23 protein-coding genes are annotated in these 20,824 nt (G+C 49.2%); 8 read left to right on the top strand and 15 right to left on the bottom strand.

Going from position 1 to position 20,824, the window contains the following annotated elements:
- Window positions 1-219: 219 nt before the first annotated feature.
- The 3 genes from FFM79_RS06840 to FFM79_RS06830 are packed head-to-tail and all read right to left on the bottom strand — an operon-like array spanning window position 220 to window position 2,069.
- Complete coding sequence (locus FFM79_RS06840; RefSeq protein WP_137642726.1) at window positions 220-999, bottom strand: ABC transporter permease; 780 nt, start codon at window positions 997-999, stop codon at window positions 220-222.
- Window positions 989-1,702, bottom strand: a complete 714-nt coding sequence (locus tag FFM79_RS06835; protein WP_137642725.1) for an ATP-binding cassette domain-containing protein — start codon at window positions 1,700-1,702, stop codon at window positions 989-991. Before FFM79_RS06835 ends, FFM79_RS06840 begins: the two co-directional genes overlap by 11 nt.
- A complete protein-coding gene (locus tag FFM79_RS06830; RefSeq protein WP_137642724.1) occupies window positions 1,680-2,069 on the bottom strand; it encodes a GntR family transcriptional regulator in 390 nt (129 codons plus the stop codon). The genes FFM79_RS06835 and FFM79_RS06830 overlap by 23 nt, the downstream gene beginning before the upstream one ends.
- Window positions 2,070-2,231: 162 nt before the next feature.
- Here FFM79_RS06830 and FFM79_RS06825 point away from each other — a divergent pair, with 162 nt between their 5' ends.
- Window positions 2,232-2,516, top strand: a complete 285-nt coding sequence (locus FFM79_RS06825) for a bacteriocin immunity protein (protein WP_137642723.1) — start codon at window positions 2,232-2,234, stop codon at window positions 2,514-2,516.
- A gap of 51 nt (window positions 2,517-2,567) precedes the next feature.
- Here the strand turns inward: FFM79_RS06825 and FFM79_RS06820 are convergent, their stop codons facing one another.
- Window positions 2,568-3,485, bottom strand: coding sequence for an alpha/beta hydrolase (locus FFM79_RS06820; protein WP_371852206.1), 918 nt, complete (start codon window positions 3,483-3,485; stop codon window positions 2,568-2,570).
- Between the two features lie 138 nt (window positions 3,486-3,623).
- On the opposite strand from FFM79_RS06820, the gene FFM79_RS06815 reads away from it, so the two are divergent.
- Genes FFM79_RS06815 through FFM79_RS06805 form a run of 3 tightly spaced genes read left to right on the top strand, consistent with a single transcriptional unit; the run spans window position 3,624 to window position 6,718 of the window.
- Entirely contained in the window at window positions 3,624-5,423 is a 1,800-nt protein-coding gene (locus FFM79_RS06815; RefSeq protein WP_137642721.1) for a M3 family oligoendopeptidase, read from the top strand.
- 17 nt (window positions 5,424-5,440) lie between these two features.
- The gene (locus FFM79_RS06810) at window positions 5,441-5,857 is read left to right on the top strand and encodes a helix-turn-helix domain-containing protein (protein ID WP_137642720.1); all 417 of its coding nucleotides are present in this window, start codon (window positions 5,441-5,443) and stop codon (window positions 5,855-5,857) included.
- Between the two features lie 9 nt (window positions 5,858-5,866).
- Window positions 5,867-6,718, top strand: a complete 852-nt coding sequence (locus tag FFM79_RS06805) for an SAM-dependent methyltransferase (protein ID WP_137642719.1) — start codon at window positions 5,867-5,869, stop codon at window positions 6,716-6,718.
- 216 nt (window positions 6,719-6,934) lie between these two features.
- Here FFM79_RS06805 and FFM79_RS06800 read toward each other — a convergent pair whose 3' ends face one another.
- The 5 genes from FFM79_RS06800 to FFM79_RS06785 form a co-directional block, all read right to left on the bottom strand.
- Window positions 6,935-7,723 carry an alpha/beta fold hydrolase gene (locus tag FFM79_RS06800; RefSeq protein ID WP_137642718.1) on the bottom strand — a complete coding sequence of 263 codons (789 nt, stop codon included), beginning with the start codon at window positions 7,721-7,723 and terminating at the stop codon, window positions 6,935-6,937.
- A gap of 137 nt (window positions 7,724-7,860) precedes the next feature.
- Window positions 7,861-8,181: a thioredoxin family protein gene (locus tag FFM79_RS06795; protein ID WP_137642717.1), complete on the bottom strand. Its 321-nt coding sequence runs from the start codon at window positions 8,179-8,181 to the stop codon at window positions 7,861-7,863.
- 68 nt (window positions 8,182-8,249) lie between these two features.
- The gene (locus FFM79_RS06790; RefSeq protein ID WP_137642754.1) at window positions 8,250-9,371 is read right to left on the bottom strand and encodes a PLP-dependent transferase; all 1,122 of its coding nucleotides are present in this window, start codon (window positions 9,369-9,371) and stop codon (window positions 8,250-8,252) included.
- Between the two features lie 99 nt (window positions 9,372-9,470).
- Window positions 9,471-9,611, bottom strand: coding sequence for a hypothetical protein (locus FFM79_RS12630; RefSeq protein WP_170177404.1), 141 nt, complete (start codon window positions 9,609-9,611; stop codon window positions 9,471-9,473).
- A gap of 146 nt (window positions 9,612-9,757) precedes the next feature.
- Window positions 9,758-10,429 (bottom strand): hypothetical protein, encoded by a 672-nt coding sequence (locus FFM79_RS06785; protein ID WP_137642716.1) that lies wholly within the window; start codon window positions 10,427-10,429, stop codon window positions 9,758-9,760.
- Between the two features lie 224 nt (window positions 10,430-10,653).
- Between FFM79_RS06785 and FFM79_RS06780 the strand changes: the two genes are divergently transcribed.
- Window positions 10,654-11,091 carry a MerR family transcriptional regulator gene (locus FFM79_RS06780; RefSeq protein WP_137642715.1) on the top strand — a complete coding sequence of 146 codons (438 nt, stop codon included), beginning with the start codon at window positions 10,654-10,656 and terminating at the stop codon, window positions 11,089-11,091.
- 153 nt (window positions 11,092-11,244) lie between these two features.
- Here the strand turns inward: FFM79_RS06780 and FFM79_RS06775 are convergent, their stop codons facing one another.
- The 6 genes from FFM79_RS06775 to FFM79_RS06750 all read right to left on the bottom strand — a co-directional run bounded on the left by FFM79_RS06775 (window position 11,245) and on the right by FFM79_RS06750 (window position 17,987).
- Window positions 11,245-11,772: a GNAT family N-acetyltransferase gene (locus FFM79_RS06775; RefSeq protein WP_170177403.1), complete on the bottom strand. Its 528-nt coding sequence runs from the start codon at window positions 11,770-11,772 to the stop codon at window positions 11,245-11,247.
- A gap of 641 nt (window positions 11,773-12,413) precedes the next feature.
- On the bottom strand, window positions 12,414-13,085 hold the full coding sequence (locus tag FFM79_RS06770) for a hypothetical protein (RefSeq protein ID WP_137642713.1): 672 nt from the start codon (window positions 13,083-13,085) through the stop codon (window positions 12,414-12,416).
- Window positions 13,086-13,665: 580 nt separating this feature from the next.
- Window positions 13,666-14,115: a hypothetical protein gene (locus FFM79_RS06765; protein ID WP_137642712.1), complete on the bottom strand. Its 450-nt coding sequence runs from the start codon at window positions 14,113-14,115 to the stop codon at window positions 13,666-13,668.
- Between the two features lie 16 nt (window positions 14,116-14,131).
- Window positions 14,132-14,515 (bottom strand): hypothetical protein, encoded by a 384-nt coding sequence (locus FFM79_RS06760; RefSeq protein ID WP_137642711.1) that lies wholly within the window; start codon window positions 14,513-14,515, stop codon window positions 14,132-14,134.
- A gap of 13 nt (window positions 14,516-14,528) precedes the next feature.
- Window positions 14,529-15,542, bottom strand: a complete 1,014-nt coding sequence (lplA, locus tag FFM79_RS06755) for a lipoate--protein ligase (RefSeq protein WP_137642710.1) — start codon at window positions 15,540-15,542, stop codon at window positions 14,529-14,531.
- A 447-nt stretch (window positions 15,543-15,989) separates the two neighbouring features.
- Window positions 15,990-17,987, bottom strand: coding sequence for a glucosaminidase domain-containing protein (locus FFM79_RS06750; protein WP_137642709.1), 1,998 nt, complete (start codon window positions 17,985-17,987; stop codon window positions 15,990-15,992).
- Window positions 17,988-18,489: 502 nt separating this feature from the next.
- On the opposite strand from FFM79_RS06750, the gene FFM79_RS06745 reads away from it, so the two are divergent.
- The 3 genes from FFM79_RS06745 (at window position 18,490) to FFM79_RS06735 (ending at window position 20,780) form a co-directional block, all read left to right on the top strand.
- Window positions 18,490-18,939 (top strand): universal stress protein, encoded by a 450-nt coding sequence (locus FFM79_RS06745; RefSeq protein ID WP_137642708.1) that lies wholly within the window; start codon window positions 18,490-18,492, stop codon window positions 18,937-18,939.
- Window positions 18,940-19,222: 283 nt separating this feature from the next.
- On the top strand, window positions 19,223-19,735 hold the full coding sequence (locus tag FFM79_RS06740) for a hypothetical protein (protein ID WP_137642707.1): 513 nt from the start codon (window positions 19,223-19,225) through the stop codon (window positions 19,733-19,735).
- Between the two features lie 139 nt (window positions 19,736-19,874).
- A complete protein-coding gene (locus tag FFM79_RS06735; protein ID WP_137642706.1) occupies window positions 19,875-20,780 on the top strand; it encodes an RluA family pseudouridine synthase in 906 nt (301 codons plus the stop codon).
- The last annotated feature ends 44 nt before the right edge of the window (window positions 20,781-20,824 follow it).

Here is a 20,824-nt window from a genome sequence, read left to right as displayed (position 1 = left end):
ATTCTTAAGAACTTATAATTCTTATTCTAACTGGTTTATAACGAGCTTCACAGCTCCAGCTCCTCCCGGATGATTAATTTTCTGACGTTTTTTCAGTATCGAAAAAAGGACTCCCAACCTACCGTTGAAAAGTCCTTTGTCGTAGCGCCTTTACGCCACCTGCTATCTTCAGCTCCGAACGAGACGCCTAGCCAGTACTGTTCAGTAATCTGAACGGAATTAAACTGCATGCGGTTCAACCCACTTTTGTAAGAGCCAGACGTTGAGCGCGCTTTCGACAATAATGGTCACCAACATCACGGCGGCGCCTGTCCAGACGGAGGTCACACTGCCACCAGTCAAGGCCTGGCTTGACAGAAAGCTGACCATTCCAATTAGAATGGCGGCCAACCGAAAGGCCACGTAGATAATCACAATCGTCAAAATCACGTTGAGAAAATGTTGCTGAAACCGCGGAAGCCAGCCGTTGGTCGCGTTGCTAGCGTAGTGAATAAAGGTAATCGTACTCCAAATTACCAACGTTGCCAGAATCGCGACCACGACCGCTTGCAGCCCCACTTGCCACCAGTTAATGGACGCCGTCCATTGAAGATCGAGCATGTCCGTGACCATCGAGGCGCGAATTCGGATTCGCTTCCAGGCCAGGGCAAAGGACAGCCCGAGTAGTGCAAACTGAACGAGCCAAACGTACAATTGAACGGCTAACGATGCCAAAATATTGACCAAGTAAAACTGCCAGTCCGCAATTGGAATCATCCGAAAAGTTGGCTTGACCGCCGCCCGCTCCTGATCTACGGCGAGCAGGACCACCCCAATCGCAATTGGAATGAAAAACCAACCACTTAGCATATAAAACCAGGCGTCAGTCGTGAAGCGTCCCGTTACGAGCCGGGTCACCGTCATCACAACGACCGCCAATAACTCAACGGCTAAGATCACGTTCATTTTCAGAAAACGGGGCTTACTAAAGCCCTTAAATAAAGCCCAACTAGGCGTCATGTTGCTCGCCCCCTTCGTATAACTGTTCATAATAGTCTTGAATATCCTGATGCTCTTGATCCCGAATGGTCTCCGTGGCAACGTGCACCGCAATCGTTTGATCCTTAACGACCACGATTTCATCCAGAATCGGTGCGATTTCAGCAACGTAGTGGTCACTGATCACTAGCGTTGCATCCGTCGGCAGCCACTTGATAATGCTATTAATAATCTTCTTACGACTCATACTATCAATCCCACTGAAGGGCTCGTCTAGTAAATACAGTGCCACTTGTCGACTAAGCGTTAACGCAATCACTAACTTTTCACGGGTTCCCTTCGAAAGGGTGTTTAATTTAGCGTCCGCCCGCAATCCCAAAAAATCGGCCAGTTGCGCGTATCGTTGCCGGTTAAAATCGGGATAAACCAGCTGGTAGAACTGAACAATTTTTTGAACCTTCGCACTCGCCATGAAACCGTTCAGCGCGTCACTAAAGCTCACTTGCCGCTTTCGGGCTACCGGACTCGTTGCGCCCGCCACGTCGATGACCCCCTGCCCCTGAGCCAACCCAGTGATGAGGCGCATTAACGTTGTCTTACCAGCCCCGTTTTCGCCAAGAAGCCCCACTATTTTGCCACTCGTCAGGGTCAATTGTGCATCGTGCAGGAGCACGTGCTGGTTCCGCCGGTACTTAAGATTCTTAATCGTTAAAATCGTGCTCATCTTGTCGCCCCCTTTTTTCAATGTACGTCTGCATTGCTGTTATAATCTGTTGATCGGTTAAGTTAAGCGCCCGCAAATCATCGTAAACCGCACCCAGCCGGTCTTGAACAAGCTGATCGGCTAGCGTCGCTAGCGTTGTTTGGTCGGTCGTCACAAAGTTCCCCTTCCCCCGTTTTGAAATCAAAATTTGAGCCGCAATCAATTCTCGCAACGCCCGCTGAACCGTATTAACGTTAACGGTTAATTCAACCGCTAACTGGCGTACTGCCGGCAGTTGCGTTCCCGGTTGCCATTTACCCGTAATGATTTGCTGGTAAACGTACTGTTTAATTTGATAGTAAATTGGCACTTTATCGTCAAACTGCATCGCAGCCACCCTTCCTAGTGTTATAGTTATCTATTACACTCATATAATATCAAATTTTCACCATTAAGTCACCCGTTTAGTAGTTTTTGGCAGCGCTTACATTTAGTGGTTTCAATCTTGGGATAACTGAACTATACTAGAAGTAACAAAGGGGATGAGCACATGTTAAAAAATGAAAACGCCATTGCGTTGACGCGGGCCATTAATATCGCCTACGACGACCCAGAAGTTCAAGCAATTCCCGAACTGCGTGACACCCTGCTCCACGCCGCCCACGCGCTTGATCGGGTCGCGGATCACCACCAAGTTGCGGCTGACCTTTACCAAACTTTAACCGCCTGGGGAAACAGTCATCCGCGCGGACCGCAAGCGCTCGATCAGCTCTACTGGGTCGCACTTAAAGATGGGACCGGCTTACGGGCCAGCATGCCCTATCAGCAAAGTTAGGATAACTCCCTTATAAAAATGGCGTTGAGGCCGCAACCTCAACGCCATTTTTTAGTTATCCGCCACCGCACGCTGTAAAAACCGCGCCACGTGGTGCTTATATGCCTGATAATTTTGGGTAATCGCAGTGGTATGCCCGGCACCTTTGACCAGCCAGAAGCGCTTCGGCTGGTTAGCATTACGATATAGTTTGCGCCCCATCGCCGTTGGCACAAAGTCGTCCTGTGAGCCGCTAATAATCATAATTGGCCGGTGGTTTTGCCGAATCTGCTTCACAGCGTCGGCCTCGCCAAACGTATAGCCAGCCCGAATCTTCGTAATGGCACTCGTCACGTCAACCAATGGGAACGCTGGTAGATGGTACAGTTGCCCAGCCTGATAGCTAATAATCGCCTTCGCACTCGTAAAGGGACTGTCAACCACGTAGGCCTTAATCTCCGGAATTTGCGGTTCCCCGCTCGCCATGACCATTCCGGCTGCGCCCATGCTGATCCCGCTCATCACAATCCGGGTAGTCGCTGTTCGTTGAACCACAGTTTTGGCCCATTGAAGATCGTCACGCCGTTCTAACCAACCGTAGCCGACCGCCTGGCCCTGACTCGCGCCCGCCGCGCGGGCATCGGGGACGAGGACGTTGTAACCGAGCTCGTGATACATTCCGGCCCAGGCGCCCATTAAGCTTTTGTTGCCGGCAAATCCGTGCGCCAGGACGACCGTTTTTTTAGAATGGCCGTTCGGCAGGTACCACGCCACCAGTTTCAATTGATCATGACTTTCAATCGTCCACGTCTGTTTCTTGGCGTGCTGATACCAGTAGCGCTGTGCGTAAACTGGACTTTTCTTAGATAACTTACCGGCTTGCGCCACAAACGACTTTTCACCGCGCGCAATTGCGACGTGGTAAAAATAGCTCCCGGCGCCCACTAAGCCCACCACAACGATTGTTAAAATAACGCCAACCGCAACCAACCATTTTCGTCTCTTCTTCACTGTTCTTCCCCCACCCATTCGTAAATTCCACCTCGACAAATCGGTGAATTTTCGCCACTACTGTCATGATAACGTTTATAATAAAAGATAACTAGACTAGATTGGGAGGAATCGCAAATGCACTATCCACAAACGTGGGCCCTTGATCAAATTTTTGCGGGTGGCGCCACGTCGCCCGCTTTGCAGCGTAAAATGCAACGTTTGGCTAAGCAACTTACCGCAACCCAAGCCACGCTGGCCGCCGGTTCGGCCACTAGTCAGCCGGACGCCAACTGGCTAACGCAACTCGCGACCGAACTGCAGACATTGAGTGCCGGCTTGGCTCAGTGCGAAGTATTCGTGGTCGCCATCCAATCAGCGGACGCAAGCAACACGACGGCAGCGCCGGTTTTAAACCGGCTTTACCAGCTTGATAACCAGCTGGACCAGTTAATGGTGCAATTTAAAAAGCAACTGGTCAAACTGGATGATCGGACCTTTAAGCAACTCGTCGCCCGGCCAGCGCTAAAAGCAATTGCGTTTAACTTAACTGAGTTTCGCGAACAAGGCCGAAAATTGCTGGCTGATCAAACCGAAACGCTGATCAACGACTTAGCGTTAGATGGTTACCAAGCTTGGAGCGACCACTACGATACGCTCGTTAGTCAAATTAAGGTGCCGTACACCGATACGACCGGCGCCACCCACACCCTGTCAGCCGGGCAGGCCCAAAATCAACTAGCCGCTGCAATGCCTAACACCCAGCGCGCGGCCTTAATGGCCAATTGGGAAGCGGCGTGGCAACAACAGGCCCCTGCGTTTGCGGACACGTTAAACCACTTGGCGGGGTTTCGGTTAACGAATTATCGCGCACACGGAACCACCGACTTTTTGGCTAAACCGCTAGCGCTTAACCGCATGCGGGCGGAAACGCTGGATACGATGGAACGCGTCGTCGCTAATAACCAGCCGTTACTACTCAGCTATTTGAAGCGTAAGGCGGCGCTCCTCGGCAAAACGCAACTCGATTGGCAAGACGTGGAGGCACCGCTGACATTAAGCCAACAACCGCCGCACCAAACCTTCGACCAGGCCGCCGACTTCGTGATTACCAACTTTAAGCAGTTCAGCCCGCAAATGGCCGCGCTCGCCCAACGCGCCCTTGAAAATGGGTGGGTCGAAGCCGAAAATCGACCTAACAAGCGTCCCGGCGGCTACATGGATTTCTTGCCTGAATCGCAAGAGTCCCGAATCTTTATGACCTTTACCGGCACGCCGAACGATACCGCCACGTTAGCCCACGAATTGGGGCACGCGTTTCACGGCGACGTTATCAAAGATTTACCCGTTTGGCGCCAAGACTACGCCATGAACGTTGCGGAAACCGCGTCCACTTTTGCGGAACTGATCGTGGCCGATGCCAGCGTTAAAAACGCGTCCGATTCACGGACCAAGCTGGAACTACTGGACGCCAAAATGCAAAGTCCGTTGGCCATGTTTTTGGACATCCGGGCCCGCTACTTATTTGAACGCCGCTTCTACGCCACGCGCCAAACCGAGCTCGTTACGCCGGACGCCTTATCCGACTTAATGCTGAGCGCCCAAAAAGAAGCCTACGGGAACGCCCTTACGACTTATCACCCGATGTTTTGGGCCAGCAAGCTCCACTTTTACTTGGCCGACGTCCCGTTCTATAACTTCCCGTACACCTTTGGTTACCTCTTTAGTCTAGGCCTGTACGCCCAAGCCAAGCACCAACCGGACTTTGAACAACGCTACGTCGCCCTCCTACGCGACACCGCCAACATGTCCACCGAAGCCCTCGCTCAAAAGCACTTGAACGTTGACCTCACCAAACCGGACTTCTGGCAAGCGGGCGTAGCGTTAATCAAACGCGATATCGATGAATTTATGGCGCTTTCCGCGCCGTTACTATAAGAATTGGAAGTGATCACATGTTTCCAGAACGCTTAAGAGCACTCCGGCGGGGTCAAAAAATGACCCTCGCACAGTTGGCTGACGCGCTCAACCACCTGCCCGATGCCGATCAAACGACCCGCAAGAACACGCCCGCCCAGATTGGAAACTGGGAACGCAACTTACGGACCCCCTCCTACTTGGAAGTCCGTAAATTAGCTGAATTTTTCCACGTTACCACCGACTACTTGTCAGGCCGTGCCGATCAGGAAGAATACGACCTCGGCCGCATTTTCTTATCTGGTAAGCCCCTCACCTTTAATCAGGAACAACTATCCAGCGAAGATCGCTACGAACTGTTCCAATTGATGAATGGTTACCTCCACGGCCGCCAACAACGCAGCTTGCCTAGTGCAACTGGCCAAGAAGAACTTGATTTACATTTTGATGATTAGGAGCTTTTGATGAATCCCAAGAAGTTAAAACAACTCAAAAAACGCGCCCGGCAAAATCGACCGATGCCCTACATTACGCAGTTAAACCGCTACCGCGACCTATTCCACGCTGATCCGAAGGTGCTGGTTTTAATCAATAACGCGCTCGAGGCCGACCGCTTACTCGCAGCCGGCCTACCGCCGCAACAGCTTCCCTACTTGCAAGTTCCCGATGACTTTCAGGACGAACTGTTCCAACGAATTAACAACACCTACGCCATGGGCGACCCTGCTGGTGACGCCGAATGGAATCAACTCTCGGCAGCGCTCCCTAAAGTTGACAAGCTACTCCGCGATTTTCGCGACTACTTAGAGGAGCGCTACGGAATGTGGGCCTACATCAGCGCCCCGTTACTAAAGGACCTTGCTAACTTCACGGGTCGCGCACCGGTCCTTGAAGTCATGGCTGGTAACGGTTATATTTCAAAGGGGCTGTCGCGGTTACATCCCAGCCAGACCATCTATCCGACCGACTCCAAGGCCTGGACGCGCGAAAAAAATAACCAGACCGGGCGCCAACCCGTGATTGCGGTTGAGGCTTTAGACGCGCTCAGCGCGTTTGAAAAGTACGCCGCCGACATTCAGTACATCATCATGGCTTGGTCTCCCGACCACCTCACAATTGATTGGGAACTCCTCCAAGCCATCCGAGCCAGTGATTACGACATTCCGCTGATCGTAATTGGCGAGAAGTACGGTGCCACCGGCTCTAAACAATTTTGGGATAACGCGGACTACCAAACCGGTCCCGAAATTGAACAACTAAACGCCCACTTCCGGCCGTTCGATTTAATTCATGACCAGGTCTACGTAGTTAAGTAAAAGGACTTTGTACGAATTGGTTAATGAAGATGATTCTGGCGGAACGCTTTTTAAATCAAGTGCAGGGTCGCCCACTTATGTTGACAGTTACCGTGAATTTATTGAAAATTCAGCTGTACCATTTTTAGCAGATTAACATCACATATCACAAAGCCAGAAAAAACGCCAAAAACGACCAACTCATTTTGCTTGAGTTGGTCGTTTTAGTATTCTGAATTAAATTTGGGCAATGTGCTTCGTCAAAAAATGCACAGCCGCCTCGCTCATTCGGTGCGGGACGTGGTGCACACCACCATCGGCCTGCCGAAAAACCGTTTGCTTCAGGGCCGGCGTCGCCTCGAACCGTTCCTTAAAATCGGCGACGTACTTATACGGTACCATCTGATCAGCCGTCCCGTTAAAGAAGAACATTGGCCGTCCCGCTAAGCGTTCGGGGTGCACCGACAAATCAAACTGATCCAGCTGGGCATACGTCTTCGTCAGTAAACCCGCGGGTAGCTTAGCTGCCAATTCAGCAGGCAACTGGGCCACCTGATCCTTAGCAAACGCCACCGGTTCTGGCGATCCAATCAAGGAGACCCCGGCCCGCACGTTTGCCTGCGTTGCCATGATACCGGCCGCCGTAATCCCGCCCATCGAGGTTCCCATAACCCCAATTCGGTCGGGATCACTCAAACCTGCGTTAACCAGTTCGGCCACTAGCTGTGGAAATTCCGCCACCGAATGGCCCACAATTGACCAAAAATGTTCCGGATGGTGATTTAAGTCGGTGCCATCGTTACGACTTCCATGTAAGTACGCCGTCGGTAAAATCACCCGAAACCCGGCCCGGACGAGCGGGTAACTGGCAACTAATTCACTGGCCGTTTGCGTCGTCCACCCGTGGTAATCAATGATCGTGGGTAACTTCAGTTGTGCTTGACTGGCGGCGAAAACGTGTAGCACCGGTAAGCCGGCTAATTTCGTCGTTCGAACGATTACGTCTTCAAATACGTTGGTTGTCATTATTATCACCGTTTCCAAAATTAATAGTTAATAGTGTAGCAGAAGTTTGACTTTTGACCAAATAAAAAACTGGCAACCGACCGACTAAATCGTCGGCAGCTGCCAGTCAACGCGCCTAAACGCTTGCGCTTAATGGTTTATTTTTCTAATGTATCGAGGAAGTCTTCAACTTGCTTTTGCGTCTTGCGGAATTTGTCCACGTAACGACCAATTTCCTTCCCGTCTTCGATTCCAACAAAACTTGGAATCCCCATCACACCCATTTCTTGAGCGACTTCAATGTTGGCATCGCGGTCAACCGTGATCCAATCGTATTGATCATACTTTGCCTCAATATCGGGCATTACCGGTTTGATAAAGGCGCAATCTGGGCACCAATCCGCCGTAAAGAATAACATGTGCTTCCCAGTTTTGATGCGATCGCGAATTTCTGCATCACTTAAAGTTGCTGTTGCCATTTCAATGCCTCCATTATTCATGATAGTCCTAGTATAACACATACTAAAAGTAAGTAAAGTATTTAAATTTAACGGGTCGCGGCAATTAAGGCTTGCGTCAAATCTGCTTGCAAGTCAGCCACGTTTTCAATCCCCGTTGACAGGCGCACTAAGTTAGCCGTAATCCCCTTGGCTTGTCGGGCAGCCGCCGATAAATCGGCGTGCGTCTGCACGGCCGGGACGGTCACCAAACTTTCAACTCCACCTAAACTCTCAGCAAATGAAATAACTTGTAACGCACGCAAGAAAGCATCAACTTCGGTCCCCTTCGCTAAATAAAAACTAATCATCCCACCGCGCCCCGGGTACAGAACCCGTTCAACGTGCTTATCGGCCGTCAAGGCTTTAACGAGGGCTTGCGCGTTCGCCTCCTGTTGGTGTAACCGCAACGGCAACGTTTTGAGACTACGGAGGAGTAGCCAAGCATCAAACGGATCTAAAACTGCCCCGGTCGTGACTAGGTTAAATTCCAACTGTTTAGCATCTTCCGGATTCTTTGCAACGACCGCACCGGCTAAAATATCGTTGTGGCCCGCTAGGTACTTAGTTGCGGAATGAACGACGATGTCGGCCCCCAAGTCCAGTGGTTTTTGAATTAACGGCGTATAAAACGTATTATCAACGATCAACTTGATATGGTGTGCACGCGTCGTTTCGGCGGTCGCCGCAATGTCGATTACCTTCATCGTTGGGTTGGACGGCGTTTCAAGCCAAAGGGCCACCGTGTGCGCATCAATTAAATCCGCCAGCGCCTGCTGATCCTGTCCGTCCCACACGGAAAAGTTTAACTGGTAATGGTCGTGCAAGAGGTCGAAAAAGCGGTAAGACCCGCCGTACAAATCATCCGAAACAATGATCCGTTCCCCACTATGGAAAAGCGTAAAGACGAGCTGAATCGCGGCCATCCCTGAACTTAAGGCGTAGGCCGCCGTCCCGTGTTCTAATTCAGCTAACGTTGCCTCCAATATACAGCGGGTTGGTTGCGCTTCGCGGGGATAATCAAAGCCGGTTGACTGGCCTAAACCAGCGTGGCGGTAAGCCGTCGATAAATAAATTGGCGCCGAAATCGCCCCCGTCTTCTCATCATCCGTCCGATTTCCAGCTTGCGCTAAGCGCGTTTCCACGTGTAAGTTTGTATTCGTTTCCGTCATCATCGTTACCTCTTTCTCATTTTTAAGTCACTGTTAACGCCTAACCAACGCAAAAAACCGCCATCCTCAAGGGACGACGGTTCGTGATACCACCCAAGTTTAATAACGGGTCACCCCGCTAAACTTACCGAGTTGTTGCCAACTCACTGGGCTATCGGCCAGGGCCGCCAGCGTAGCCGTTAGACCGCCACTGGGCATTCCGAGTTCATCTTCATTGGTTACCAATTTGCCGCTTCGCACTCCCGACGGCTCCCTGTTGAAATTGGACCCCAATTACTCTTCTCATCAACATGTGTTTTAATAATATTTTCATCTTACTCTAATCTTTTAGCAATCGTCAAGCCCGCGCCCACAATTTACTCATTTTGTGCAGTTCCCAACCGAAACTAGCACCGGCCGTCGTGGTGCCGCTCGGCCTGGGCAACCCGCAAGAGCTCCCACGCAACTGGTAGTTCGAGCGTCGTTAGGGCAACCGGCGCTTCACTCAAAACAAGCGCGTCGTGGGCTAGTTGCCAAGCGCGCGAGCGCCCCCCACAGACATCCAGTTGCGTGCTCTGGGCGGTTAAGTACGGTAACAACGTTGCGAGCGGCTTAGTGGTCGCCACCAACTGGAGATCAGTAACGTGCGCGGCTAACAACCAACAGCGAGCCTGATCAGCCAGTCCCCGTAACTGTCCGGGAGCGCTGGACGTCCTTTTCACCCGCTGAACTGTCAGGGCCAATAACGCCGCGGCCGTATTAATGGGCGACTGGTGGCTTAGCACCGCCAACTCCGCCACCAAATACCACTGGGCTTGCAACTGCGCATCAACAATCGGCTTAGCGACGGTCCGCATCTGCGCCATTAAGCGAGCGTACGCCGTGTGCTCGATCTTGTCCGTCAGTTCCCCCTGATCATGCTGCGGGTAAATTTCACAGTGATCATTCTGTGGATTCCAGACCAGTAACTTAGCGTCCGGTGCGGCCTGCAATAGCGTCAACGCTTGCTGCGCATTGGTCGTCCAGGCACTCGCGGGTTCAAAATCGCACCCACCATTCTGAATGGCATACCGTAACACGTCATCAGCCTCCCTTCTTAAGTCCCCTTAGCATAGCACCTTAAAGTTACTCGAACGCAACCATTTTATATCGGCCAGAACCCCGGCGGTAAAATAGTTTACATTCCGGGCCAGATTGCTTAAACTAATTATCAGTAGATTGGTCTTTAAATATAAATAAACTTATGTTTGATCGCCAATCAACCGCAAACCGCCCATTATTGGGCTTTTCAGGAGGGTTCGAGTTGTCCTATACGATTCAAGAAGTTGCTAAAAAAATGAATATTTCAACCTACAGCATTCGTTACTACCATGATCACGGCATGTTGCCATTCGTAAAGCGGGATGCTAACAATAACCGGGTCTTTGAAGACGTTGACCTAGAATGGCTTAAAATCATCGTTTGCCTCCGTTCAACTGGAATGCCCGTCGAACGGATTCAACACTACTTAGAACTCGTTCAAGCCGGTGAAGAAACCGTTCCGGAGCGCTACGACATGATGAAGGCGCAACAACAACGCACCCTTAACGAAATCAATGACCTTCAAAGCCACTTAAAGATGATCAACTACAAGGTCGACCACTACGCCGATATTCTAATTAATCATAAAGTCGACGACTTCGTGCCGTCTAACATGGCCGAAGCGGAGCAACACGAAGTTTATCAACAAAACGAATCCTAGTTAATAAGACCTGTGTGGGTATCATCAGTATCCACGCAGGTCTTATTTGGTTAATTTTTGATTCTATACCAATTGGTGTTGATATGCCGTCAGCAGCGGGTGTAACCGGTTGGCTGGAACACTGCGGATATCGTTCGTTTCGGCACTACAAATTTATTCGTCCGTTGCAGTCAACCGCAGACGATATTGATTGACTGCCACAGGGTCGGGCTCGGTCGTGTTCATCATCTGAACCGTCCGAACCGCCTGAAAACCAACCTTTTCAAGTACACGCTGGGAGCGCCGGTTAGCTAACAGGCAATCCGCCCATAACCAGCGGTCGTGCTTCCCACGAATGAGCTCAAAACTAAGCTGAATCGCTTCTGGCATCAGCCCCCGCCCCCAGACAGCCGGGTCTAAGAAGTAGGCTAAATCGAGCGCACAGAGCCGCTCTGCGGGTGTCATGCGGTGATGGTAGTACAAAATCACGCCAATTAATCGGTGACTGTGGCGCCCAATCACCGCAAAAGCATACGGACTATGCCGATCCTTTTCAAAGGCAATCGCTAAAGTCGCCGGTGATAAATCATTAGCGGCGTGGTTTGCCCAGGCCATTACTGGAAATGAGAGTAACCGCTGGTAGTCAGCCAAATCGCTTTCAATTAAACGCCGTAACCGAACACGGCGGGTTTGAACCATCATGACCAGTCCCCCTTCCCTCTGATCAGCCATTTTGGTAACACTTTTAGATTAATTGTAACCGGCCCATCCGGGTTGTCAACCACAATCCGCTCGTTAGTTAGCTGGTCAACCAGTGTAAATCACGGATCAACTGACCTTAGTTTTTTGGCGCTACGTGGAAACTAAGGGCTCTGTACCAATCGGTGTTAAGGCTGCCGCCAGCAGCGGGGGCCACCGGTTGGCTGGAACACTGCGGGCATCGATTTGAGCTTACGGGGAACCCCGCCCCGCAATCTCAAATTCGAGCCTTATTCTAAGCCGTAAGCAACCCACTTCCGGCCAAGAATAATTTCGCAGTTGAGCCATGGTGACCCCCGCTACTGGCTAGATTTACCTTAATATAAAGTTTCGTAACGCACTTTCGTCAGTTTCAATTAACGAAGCTGGTTCTGCGGAATATTTACTAACCTAAGCGCAAACTTTCTCGCTTAGTTTGGTAGTCACAGTGAATTTATTAAAACTTAAACTGAGAAGCCTCCTAAACAGATCAACACCACATGCTATATAACCGAAACTAAAAGCGACTTTTTGAACGCTGCATTGAGTTCAAAAAGTCGCTTCTTAATTTAATCATTTTAACTTAATTTTCAAACGGTAACTGGTTAATGAGTGGCGTTGGCAACGGTTTGCCAGTTACCACTAACTGCAAGCTGGCGCTCTAGTTGCCCCTGCGCATTAACCCGAAAACGTCCGACCAAGTGCGCGTTAGCTGGATGTTGTTGCTCGTACACGTCAACGTACGCTAAACCGTTGCGTTGGTAATTTTGAAAACCAAAATCACTCCGCGTGAGTTTGGTCGTTGCGTAGCCAGGCGCAACTTGCTGCCAAACCCAATCGTTAACTTGCTCGGCCGTCAGCGTCGTGGTTGCCGCCGAAGCACTCGTGGCGGTCCCACTAGTTGAAGCCGCACTCGTGGCCGTGGTCGTTTGCGAACTAGCCGCACTGCTTGCACTCGTAACGGCTCCTTGACCGCTGGCACTGGTTGTAGACGAAGTCCCGGAAGTAGCCGTTACGGAACTACTACCCGCCTTTTCGTCCGTTTGGCTCGTCGCACTTTCAACGGTACCCGTAGCTGGTTGGGCCGTCGTGACGGCCTTCGTGGTTGCCTTTTTAGTGACTTGGATGTGCTTCGCTCCCGTTTTATGGGATTGGCTCACACTCGTTTGAACGGCTTCCGAACTTTTACGGGTAGTCGTTCGTGGCCAGACGTACAGTCCGCCCCCCAATAAAACGGCTCCCGCAACTAATACTGAACTTAAAATAACTTTTCTCATCGATCATCAACTCCCCAAAAATTAATTATCTGATGCACCCTTAACTTTACACTAAATTCGCCGCTTTTACCATCGCTTACCCGTCATACACAAAAACTTAACATTTCAACTTGTGCTTTAAAAATGGCTTAAAAAAAGCAGGTCAGCCATCGTTAAGATGGTTAACCTGCTTTAATCACGGCACCGCTCACAAGGACCGGTGGGGGTGACATTCCACAATATCAGTGACCCAAGCACTCTGAATATCCGTCAGAAAAACGTGCCCCGCTATCAATATTAGTCACAAGCCGCTCGCGCGGAACCGCCATTACTGACAATCTGACTCTATCGACTCATCGCAAGAAGTAGCGTACCATCTTTTCCTGCCTAGCGCAAGGGTCCTGTATCAATTAGTGTTATTATTGCCGCCGGTATCGCAACTCCGCAAATCGTAGAAACTAAAAAAGCCACCCCATTCGGCTAACCGAACAAGGTGACTCTAAGTACCACACCGGTACGATGATTTGGCTTGGCTCCAATATCAATTCTAATCATAGCGAACCAGTGTAAAGATGCTGTTTCATTCTTGTAAAGATTTTGTTTAAGCGTCCGCAGCCGCAATCTCGGCTAAGCGGTCGACTTGAGTAGTCAACCACGTCGTCAATCGCTTCGTTGCGTTCTCAGGATCAGCAACCACGTCGGCCACCTGCCCAAGTTCATCGATCCGTAAGTTGGATGGCAGGGCTTCCGATTCAGCAATCATGTTAATCGTCACCGGCATAGTTGCTTCCGCATCCGTCACTTTACCAATTTCCGTCAAGTTAGCTAACGGTAAATTGATTAAACTCGTTTCCAAGCGAAAACTAACGGCAGGTTCATGTTTAACCGCCAAAGTAACCGTCCCCAACTGATCCTGACGAACAATCGCCAAAAGCGCCTCTAACCACGCTGGAACCTGCGCACTTAACTTAGCATAGTCGCCATCGACGCTTGCGGTTTGGTAATCTTCATTCTGAATTGCTTCAATAAAAGTTTGTACGTTTCGTTGCATAATTGTGATCCCCCGATTATTTTGCTGGATGGCGCCAACGGGTCAGTAATACCAGCGTGTAAAAGTTAACCCCTAGACCAATGACCCCCACTAATTCCAATAACAGCTTGATTTCCATCCCGGCCTGGCTTTGATAACCAGATATCAGGGCGCTAAGCATGCCTAAGGAATAAATTAAAATCACCAGTCCAAGCACGTAAAAACCGAGTAACCGGTTCAAATACACCGCCAAGGCGCCAACTAAATAAAGCACCAACGCAATCAATAAGCCTTGCCACATCTCACCCGTCGAAATGGTCTTCGCTTGCAAGTGAAAGTGGTGCGTCGACATCATCCAATTGACGATACCGTAACAAAAAAAGGATACAAACGCAAATGCAACTAAGCGGGTCAGTTTCAACTAATCACTCCTGTTACTGGGCAATTAAATCGATAATGTCAGTTCGCGGAATACCGGTAAAGTAACGGTTCAAGTCGATTGTTGCCAAGGTTTGCGCAATCGTTTCGTGATCGTACTTCACTCCGGTCAACGCATCCGCAACGTCCTGCGCATCACCACTACCGAAGAAATCGCCGAAGAATTTAATATTTTGAATGCGCCCATCCGTCACTAACAAGCGGGCATCGATTGTCCCCATGTCAAAGTGCTTCCGGCGCTTAACTGAGAATTCCGGTGATTTACCGTAAACCCAATCCCAATTAGCATAATAGTCTTCGTAAATTTTATCAATGGCTTTTTGTTGTTCAGGAGTAACGTGGTATTCCTTATCCGCAATTTTCGCTAGGTCATCCACGTGGAACAGCTTCTTTAACAGGGCTTCTTGGAATTCGGGCACCGTGATGTTCTGATACTCAGGTGCTAAAAACGGCCGTAAGTTTGTTACCCGGCTCCGAACCGACTTGATTCCCTTCGAAGCAATTTTATCAGTTGGCACCGTCAACGCTTGCGGTACAACGTTTAAATCGACATTGAGCATTAACGTCCCGTGTGAGAAGGTCTTCCCGTTCTTCGAATACATTGCGTTCCCGGAAAACTTCTTACCGTCGACTAACAGGTCGTTACGGCCACTAACGGTTGCCGTCGTGGCTCCCATTTCGTGAAGCGCTTCAATAATTGGCCGTGTAAAGGTCTTAAAATCCCCAAATTCTTGGCTATCACTATCCACCACAAAACTAAAGCAGAGGTTACCGAGGTCTTGATAAACGGCCCCGCCACCCGACAAACGCCGCGTTACGGTAATGTTATGTTCCCGAACATAGTCCGCGTTAATTTCTTCCAACGTATTTTGATTACGACCAACAATAATGCATGGTTCTTCGTAATAAAACAAAACTAACGGTTCATCAAATTCAACATTATTCATTAAATATTGCTCGGTCGCCAGGTTTCGACCGATTTCATGATCTTTCATCGCAACATAGTACATAACAGTTTCAGCTCCTCAGATTTAGGTTACTTTTATCATACAATAGAATTAAAAAAGGACCCACCATTGTGAGTCCAATTTTGGAAGAATCAGACAAAAAATTTCGAGTGGAATTCTTCATTCCCCTAGTTCTATTTAGTCACTATCCACATCCAAGAACGTTCTGATTGGCGGCAACCCGTTCTCCGTGGATACATTGCGTGCCATCAATAGATGGAGTTCTGGCCAGTCAGTTATCCGAAATTAGCGGAAACGCTGTTACTGCACTAGCTATCACTTGACGGGTTTGTTACAACAATTGGGTAACGATTTGGTACTGACCTGTGACTCTTCCGATAAGCTCAATATAGCATAAAATGTAAGCGATTGCAATTTTGAAGCAAACGTTATTCGAGCAACTGGGTTGCCCGAATAACGTTGAATTGCTTAGTCTTAACGCCAAACGGCTTAGCGAATAACCGCGACGTAATGGGTTGCGCCTGACCGGCTCAAATAGCGGAGCCAAGTATAACCATCGGCCTGCACTGTTCCGTTATAGTAAACCACTTCACCCGGGAAGTAGCGCCCGACGATGCCCCCCCGAAGGCTCGGCGCCGTCCGAATATGGGTCGTCGTTGAGAAACGGAAACTTCCCCGTTGACCACTAACCGTACCGGCGTTCGTGCCCTGATTAGAACTATCCGCTGACGCCCCGCCAATTGCAACGTAGCGGGTCGCACCTGAATAAGAACGGTAACGTAGCCAAGTCTGACCGTCAGCGTTAACCTTACCATTGTAGTAAACACTCTCACCCGCGCCATAGCTACCGACAGTCGCGGCATTGGCACTCGGTGCGTTCTTGATCAAAGTGTAGCGGTTAAAGCGGTAACGACCACTCGTTGCGGTCACACTTGGTGCGGGTGCCGGTGCTGGCGCTGGCTGACTCGGAGCGCCGCCACCGATTTTCACGTAGTGTTGCCGTCCCGAATAAGATAGGTAACGTAACCAAGTTTGGCCGTTTGCGGTTACGCGTCCATTATAATAAACAGTTTCGCCAGCATTATAAGTTCCAAGCGTTGCGGAACCGTCATCTGGTGCAGCTTTAATGGCCGTCGTCTGAGTAAACCGATGAACCCCGCTCGTTGCCGTGACGGTTGGCTTAGTTTCCGTTGGCTTCGTCTCAGTAGGTTTCGTGACCGGGGCCGCGTTCATCAGAACGTAGCGCGTCGCACCTGAATAGGAGGTGTACCGCAGCCAAGTCTGACTGCCAATTTGAACCCGACCGTTATAACGGACGCTTTCGCCCGCACCATAAGTACCAACAACGGCGGATTTTTCATCCGGAGCACTATGGATGGCTGTTTGCGCACTAAACGTGTACCGACCACTAGCTGGTGTAACGTTGGGCCCACTTGGTGCGGGTGCCGGTGTGGGTGCCGTTGGACCAGGTGCCGGCGCAGGTGCTGGCGTCGTCACGCTTTGATCCCATTGATGCAAATTATTACTATTAATAATACTAATTAATAATTGGGCGTAGTTCGGTGCCGTGGCGTAGCCGTCCTGATGCAATAAGTTAGCAACTTCCCGGTAATCCGTCTTACCTAACAAATTACCATAACGTGAATTTTGATTGAGAAAGGCACCGTGATCTTCAACGCTGGCCGACCAGTTTGGGTAACGCCGGAACGCGGCGTTAACGGTAACGTATTGGTGACCATTCCATTCCTGCGTCGGAAAACTAATGGACTGACCCATGTAGCTCCCCTTAATCCCAAATAAGTTGTTTCCAAGGGTCGCTAATTGTGAGCGACCCCAGCCACTTTCCAAAATTGCTTGCGCGGCGGTGATTGATGGTAATACCCGGTATTTTTGCCAGCCAGCAATGGCGCCAGCCTTAATTTGATTTAAAAACGCTTGCTGGTCAACCCCAATTGAACGACTAAACGGACTAATAAACGTATTTAAGCCGTAGTAACCCGGTCCAAGCGTGGCATCGTGTTTTAACGGCGGTAACTGGCTCGTGTCATCCTTAGCCGGTTGAGCCGCGGACGACTGTGTCTGTGATGATGACTGACTAGTCGCTGACTGCGAGCTTGCCGATTCAGCTTGACTGCTACTACTCGTCGCTGAAGATTGACTAGTCGGCTGACTAGCGGACGTTTGACTCGTTGCCGATTCAGATCCGCTACTTGCCGGCTGTTGGCTAGTAGAATCCGAACTTGCGCTAGTTTGACTGGCACTAGTCTGACTCGTACTATTTTGACTAGCACTCGTTTGGCTGCTACTGGTTTGTGCAGTTCGGCTCCCAATAACCGCACTCGTCGCGCCGGTTTGCGTTGAACTCGTTGCACTTTGCGTCACGGGCGCCGATGCCGACGTAACGGCGGCGTTCCCACTAATAACTGGTAACAAGGCCGTACTAAGCATCAACGATGCGACAATTTTTTTCGTTGTTGTAATCTTCAATTTTAACTCCCCAAACTTTCATCATAAATTGTGGTAAACCCGACTCCCAAATACTAATACTGAAACCTACTACTACGATTTACATGTTAGCATGCTGACTTTTCACATTCAATTCAGATAACCCGATATTGTATATTTAATAATTAGTTATTTACATTTTTGTTATAATTGACTATTAGTCAACTAATCATTACAAAGCCTTTAAACTTTTGTTTGTTAACTTATCTAGGCAATTAAGCCTTATATACAGCGCTTTCAAACCATACTTCCCTAAAATCACTTCTCTTAAAATTCATTATAAAATTAATCTTTACTAACATCGTAACAATGCTGTAACCTAACCAATTCGCAAAAAAAAGTTGGAATTAAATTATTGAATTAAAATCATGATATCGAAAAAAAGCACGTCACTGCCAATGAATCTGGACTAAATGGCTTACAGCACCACCAAATAATGCTAAAATATAGCTATTCTTTGCCATACCAAACGGGGGTCGCAATTATGTTACAACAATATCAAAACATCCTGGTACCAGTTGATGGTTCCAAGGTGACATCAGAAGTTTTGAAGCGGGGCATTGAAGTTGCTAAACGCAATCAAACCCACCTCGATATTTTAAACGTTTTAGAAGTTAATCAATTCAGCGACACTTATGGTGGCGCCGTTAGCGGTGACGTAATCTATAAACTATCTGAAGACGTTCAAAAACGATTAGAAGGCCTCAAGCAACAGGCCATTGATGCCGGTGTTACCGACGTCGATATCCATATTCGCTTTGGTAACCCGAAGCCAGTGATTGCGCGTGAATTTCCGGCTGATCATCATAATCAATTAATTATGATTGGTTCAACCGGGTTATCTGCAGTTGAACGTTTAATGGTTGGTTCCGTCACGACCTACGTCAGTCGAAACGCGATTTGCGACGTTCTAATTGTTAAGCCCGAAAAATAGGGTTAATTGGCACTCTTTTTTTACGGCGCTTTTAATTGATAACCATAATGTATAGGCCACTCAGTCTAACTTGATAACTGGGGGCCTATTTTTAGTGCATATTAATGCGTTGTGAGTTAAGATTCATGCGGCCATTAACATCCCCTGACTTTCCATAAAACCGGCTTTACCCCCCTAATTTCACACTGCACAAAAATAATTTTAGTTTCATTTTTAAAATTAATAATTATATATTTTTTATGCTAAAATTAATGAGTGCTATGAGGGAAAAGGAGAGATTTTTATGGAAGCAGTCCTGTTAATTATCAGTATCTTACTAATTGTGTTTTGGGGGGTTGTTGATCGGCAATCAATTCGCGCGTTACGAACGTTCACTAAAATTGGAATTGTGACTTATTTGATTGCTTTAATCTGTTTTACAGCCGCTAAATTAATTACCGCCACAACCATCAACATCGACCTGGTTTATGCTGGCGCGATTTTTTCTGCAATTACGGTTTTAGCCATTATTAATATCATCGCCAATAGCGTGGCCACCCTAAACATTTCCCGGGCAGCCCGTAGCTTTTTCGACGCAGCGGCCATGGCAGTCCTATTTGGCGCCTTAATTTCACTAATTCAAATTATGCCAACGGTCACCGCAACCCGCTCTTACATATTGTTGGCAGACTTTGTGCTAATTGCGGCTGCGGTCCTCGTTGCCGTCATTTCACTACTCGTGATCGTCATGAAAATTCTTTTTGGGTCGGACAAAAGTACTTCTGAGCAAACCCATTCGGACAATTTATCGGAATAATGCTATGATTTAGAGGATTTCAATCCGTTATAATCAGTGGTCTTATTCAAAACAACCTAAATTAGCACTTTTGCACGGATCTCCGGGATTGATCTAACTCAACTCGGGGAGCCGTGTAAATTTTTAAGGAGCTTTTCAAATGCAACAATGGCACTACCAACTAACCATTCCACCCGCTTTCAATCAGGCCACCATCCGGGCGTGTTTACAAGCTTGGTTGATTCCTAAGCGCATCCAGGGCCAATTACGCCAGACCCGGCGAATTTACTTAAACGGTGTCCAAACATCAATTGCACGAGTCGTTCATCCCGGTGACCAGCTGGCCCTGACCTTCATCGCCAGTGATTTTCGCACGCCAACTTCTAGTTACCTATTAGATAATCATTATCAGCCGACCATCCTATACCAAACTGCCGATTTATTAGTGGTGGATAAACCGGCTGGCATTAAGAGCCACCCCAACCGACCGGACGAAAACGGGTCCATCCTCAATTATTTGGCGCCAGAACTGGCTAAAACGCATCAGGCCCCCTACATGGTCCACCGCCTGGATCAGATGACCTCGGGAGCAATGCTCGTCGCTAAGAATCCGGTCGTCGTTCCCATTTTAGACCGCTTAATTAGTGAAAAAATCATTCACCGCAAGTACCTGGCATGGGTGCGGGGCCACTTTACGGCCGCGGTTGGACAGCTAAACGCGCCGATTGGTCACGACCCCGCTGATAAACGCAAGCGTTGGATCAACACGGCCGATGCGCAACCAGCCAGCACTGATTACCGGGTACTAACGACCACGGCTCACCATAGTTTAGTGGCACTGACCCTGCATACGGGCCGCACCCACCAACTCAGAGTCCACCTCGCTGCTAGTGGTCACCCGATTATCGGCGACCCCCTGTACGACGTTGCGGCCGGTACCGCCCCGCGGTTATTACTCCACGCCCGCCAGTTGGACTTACAACTGCCGTTTAGCACTACCCGGGTGACCGTACCGGCGCCACTTCCCCCTATTTTCCAGCAACCACAGCAAATTGATCAGTTGTAACTTAAAACGCCCGCAGGTTTAAATAGCCTGCGGGCGTTTCAGTT

The sequence above is a fragment of the Lactiplantibacillus modestisalitolerans genome (assembly GCF_005405425.1).
Lineage (GTDB): Bacteria > Bacillota > Bacilli > Lactobacillales > Lactobacillaceae > Lactiplantibacillus > Lactiplantibacillus modestisalitolerans.
Note: the sequence above shows the minus strand (reverse complement) of the source record. Positions and strands in the feature narration are given on the sequence as shown.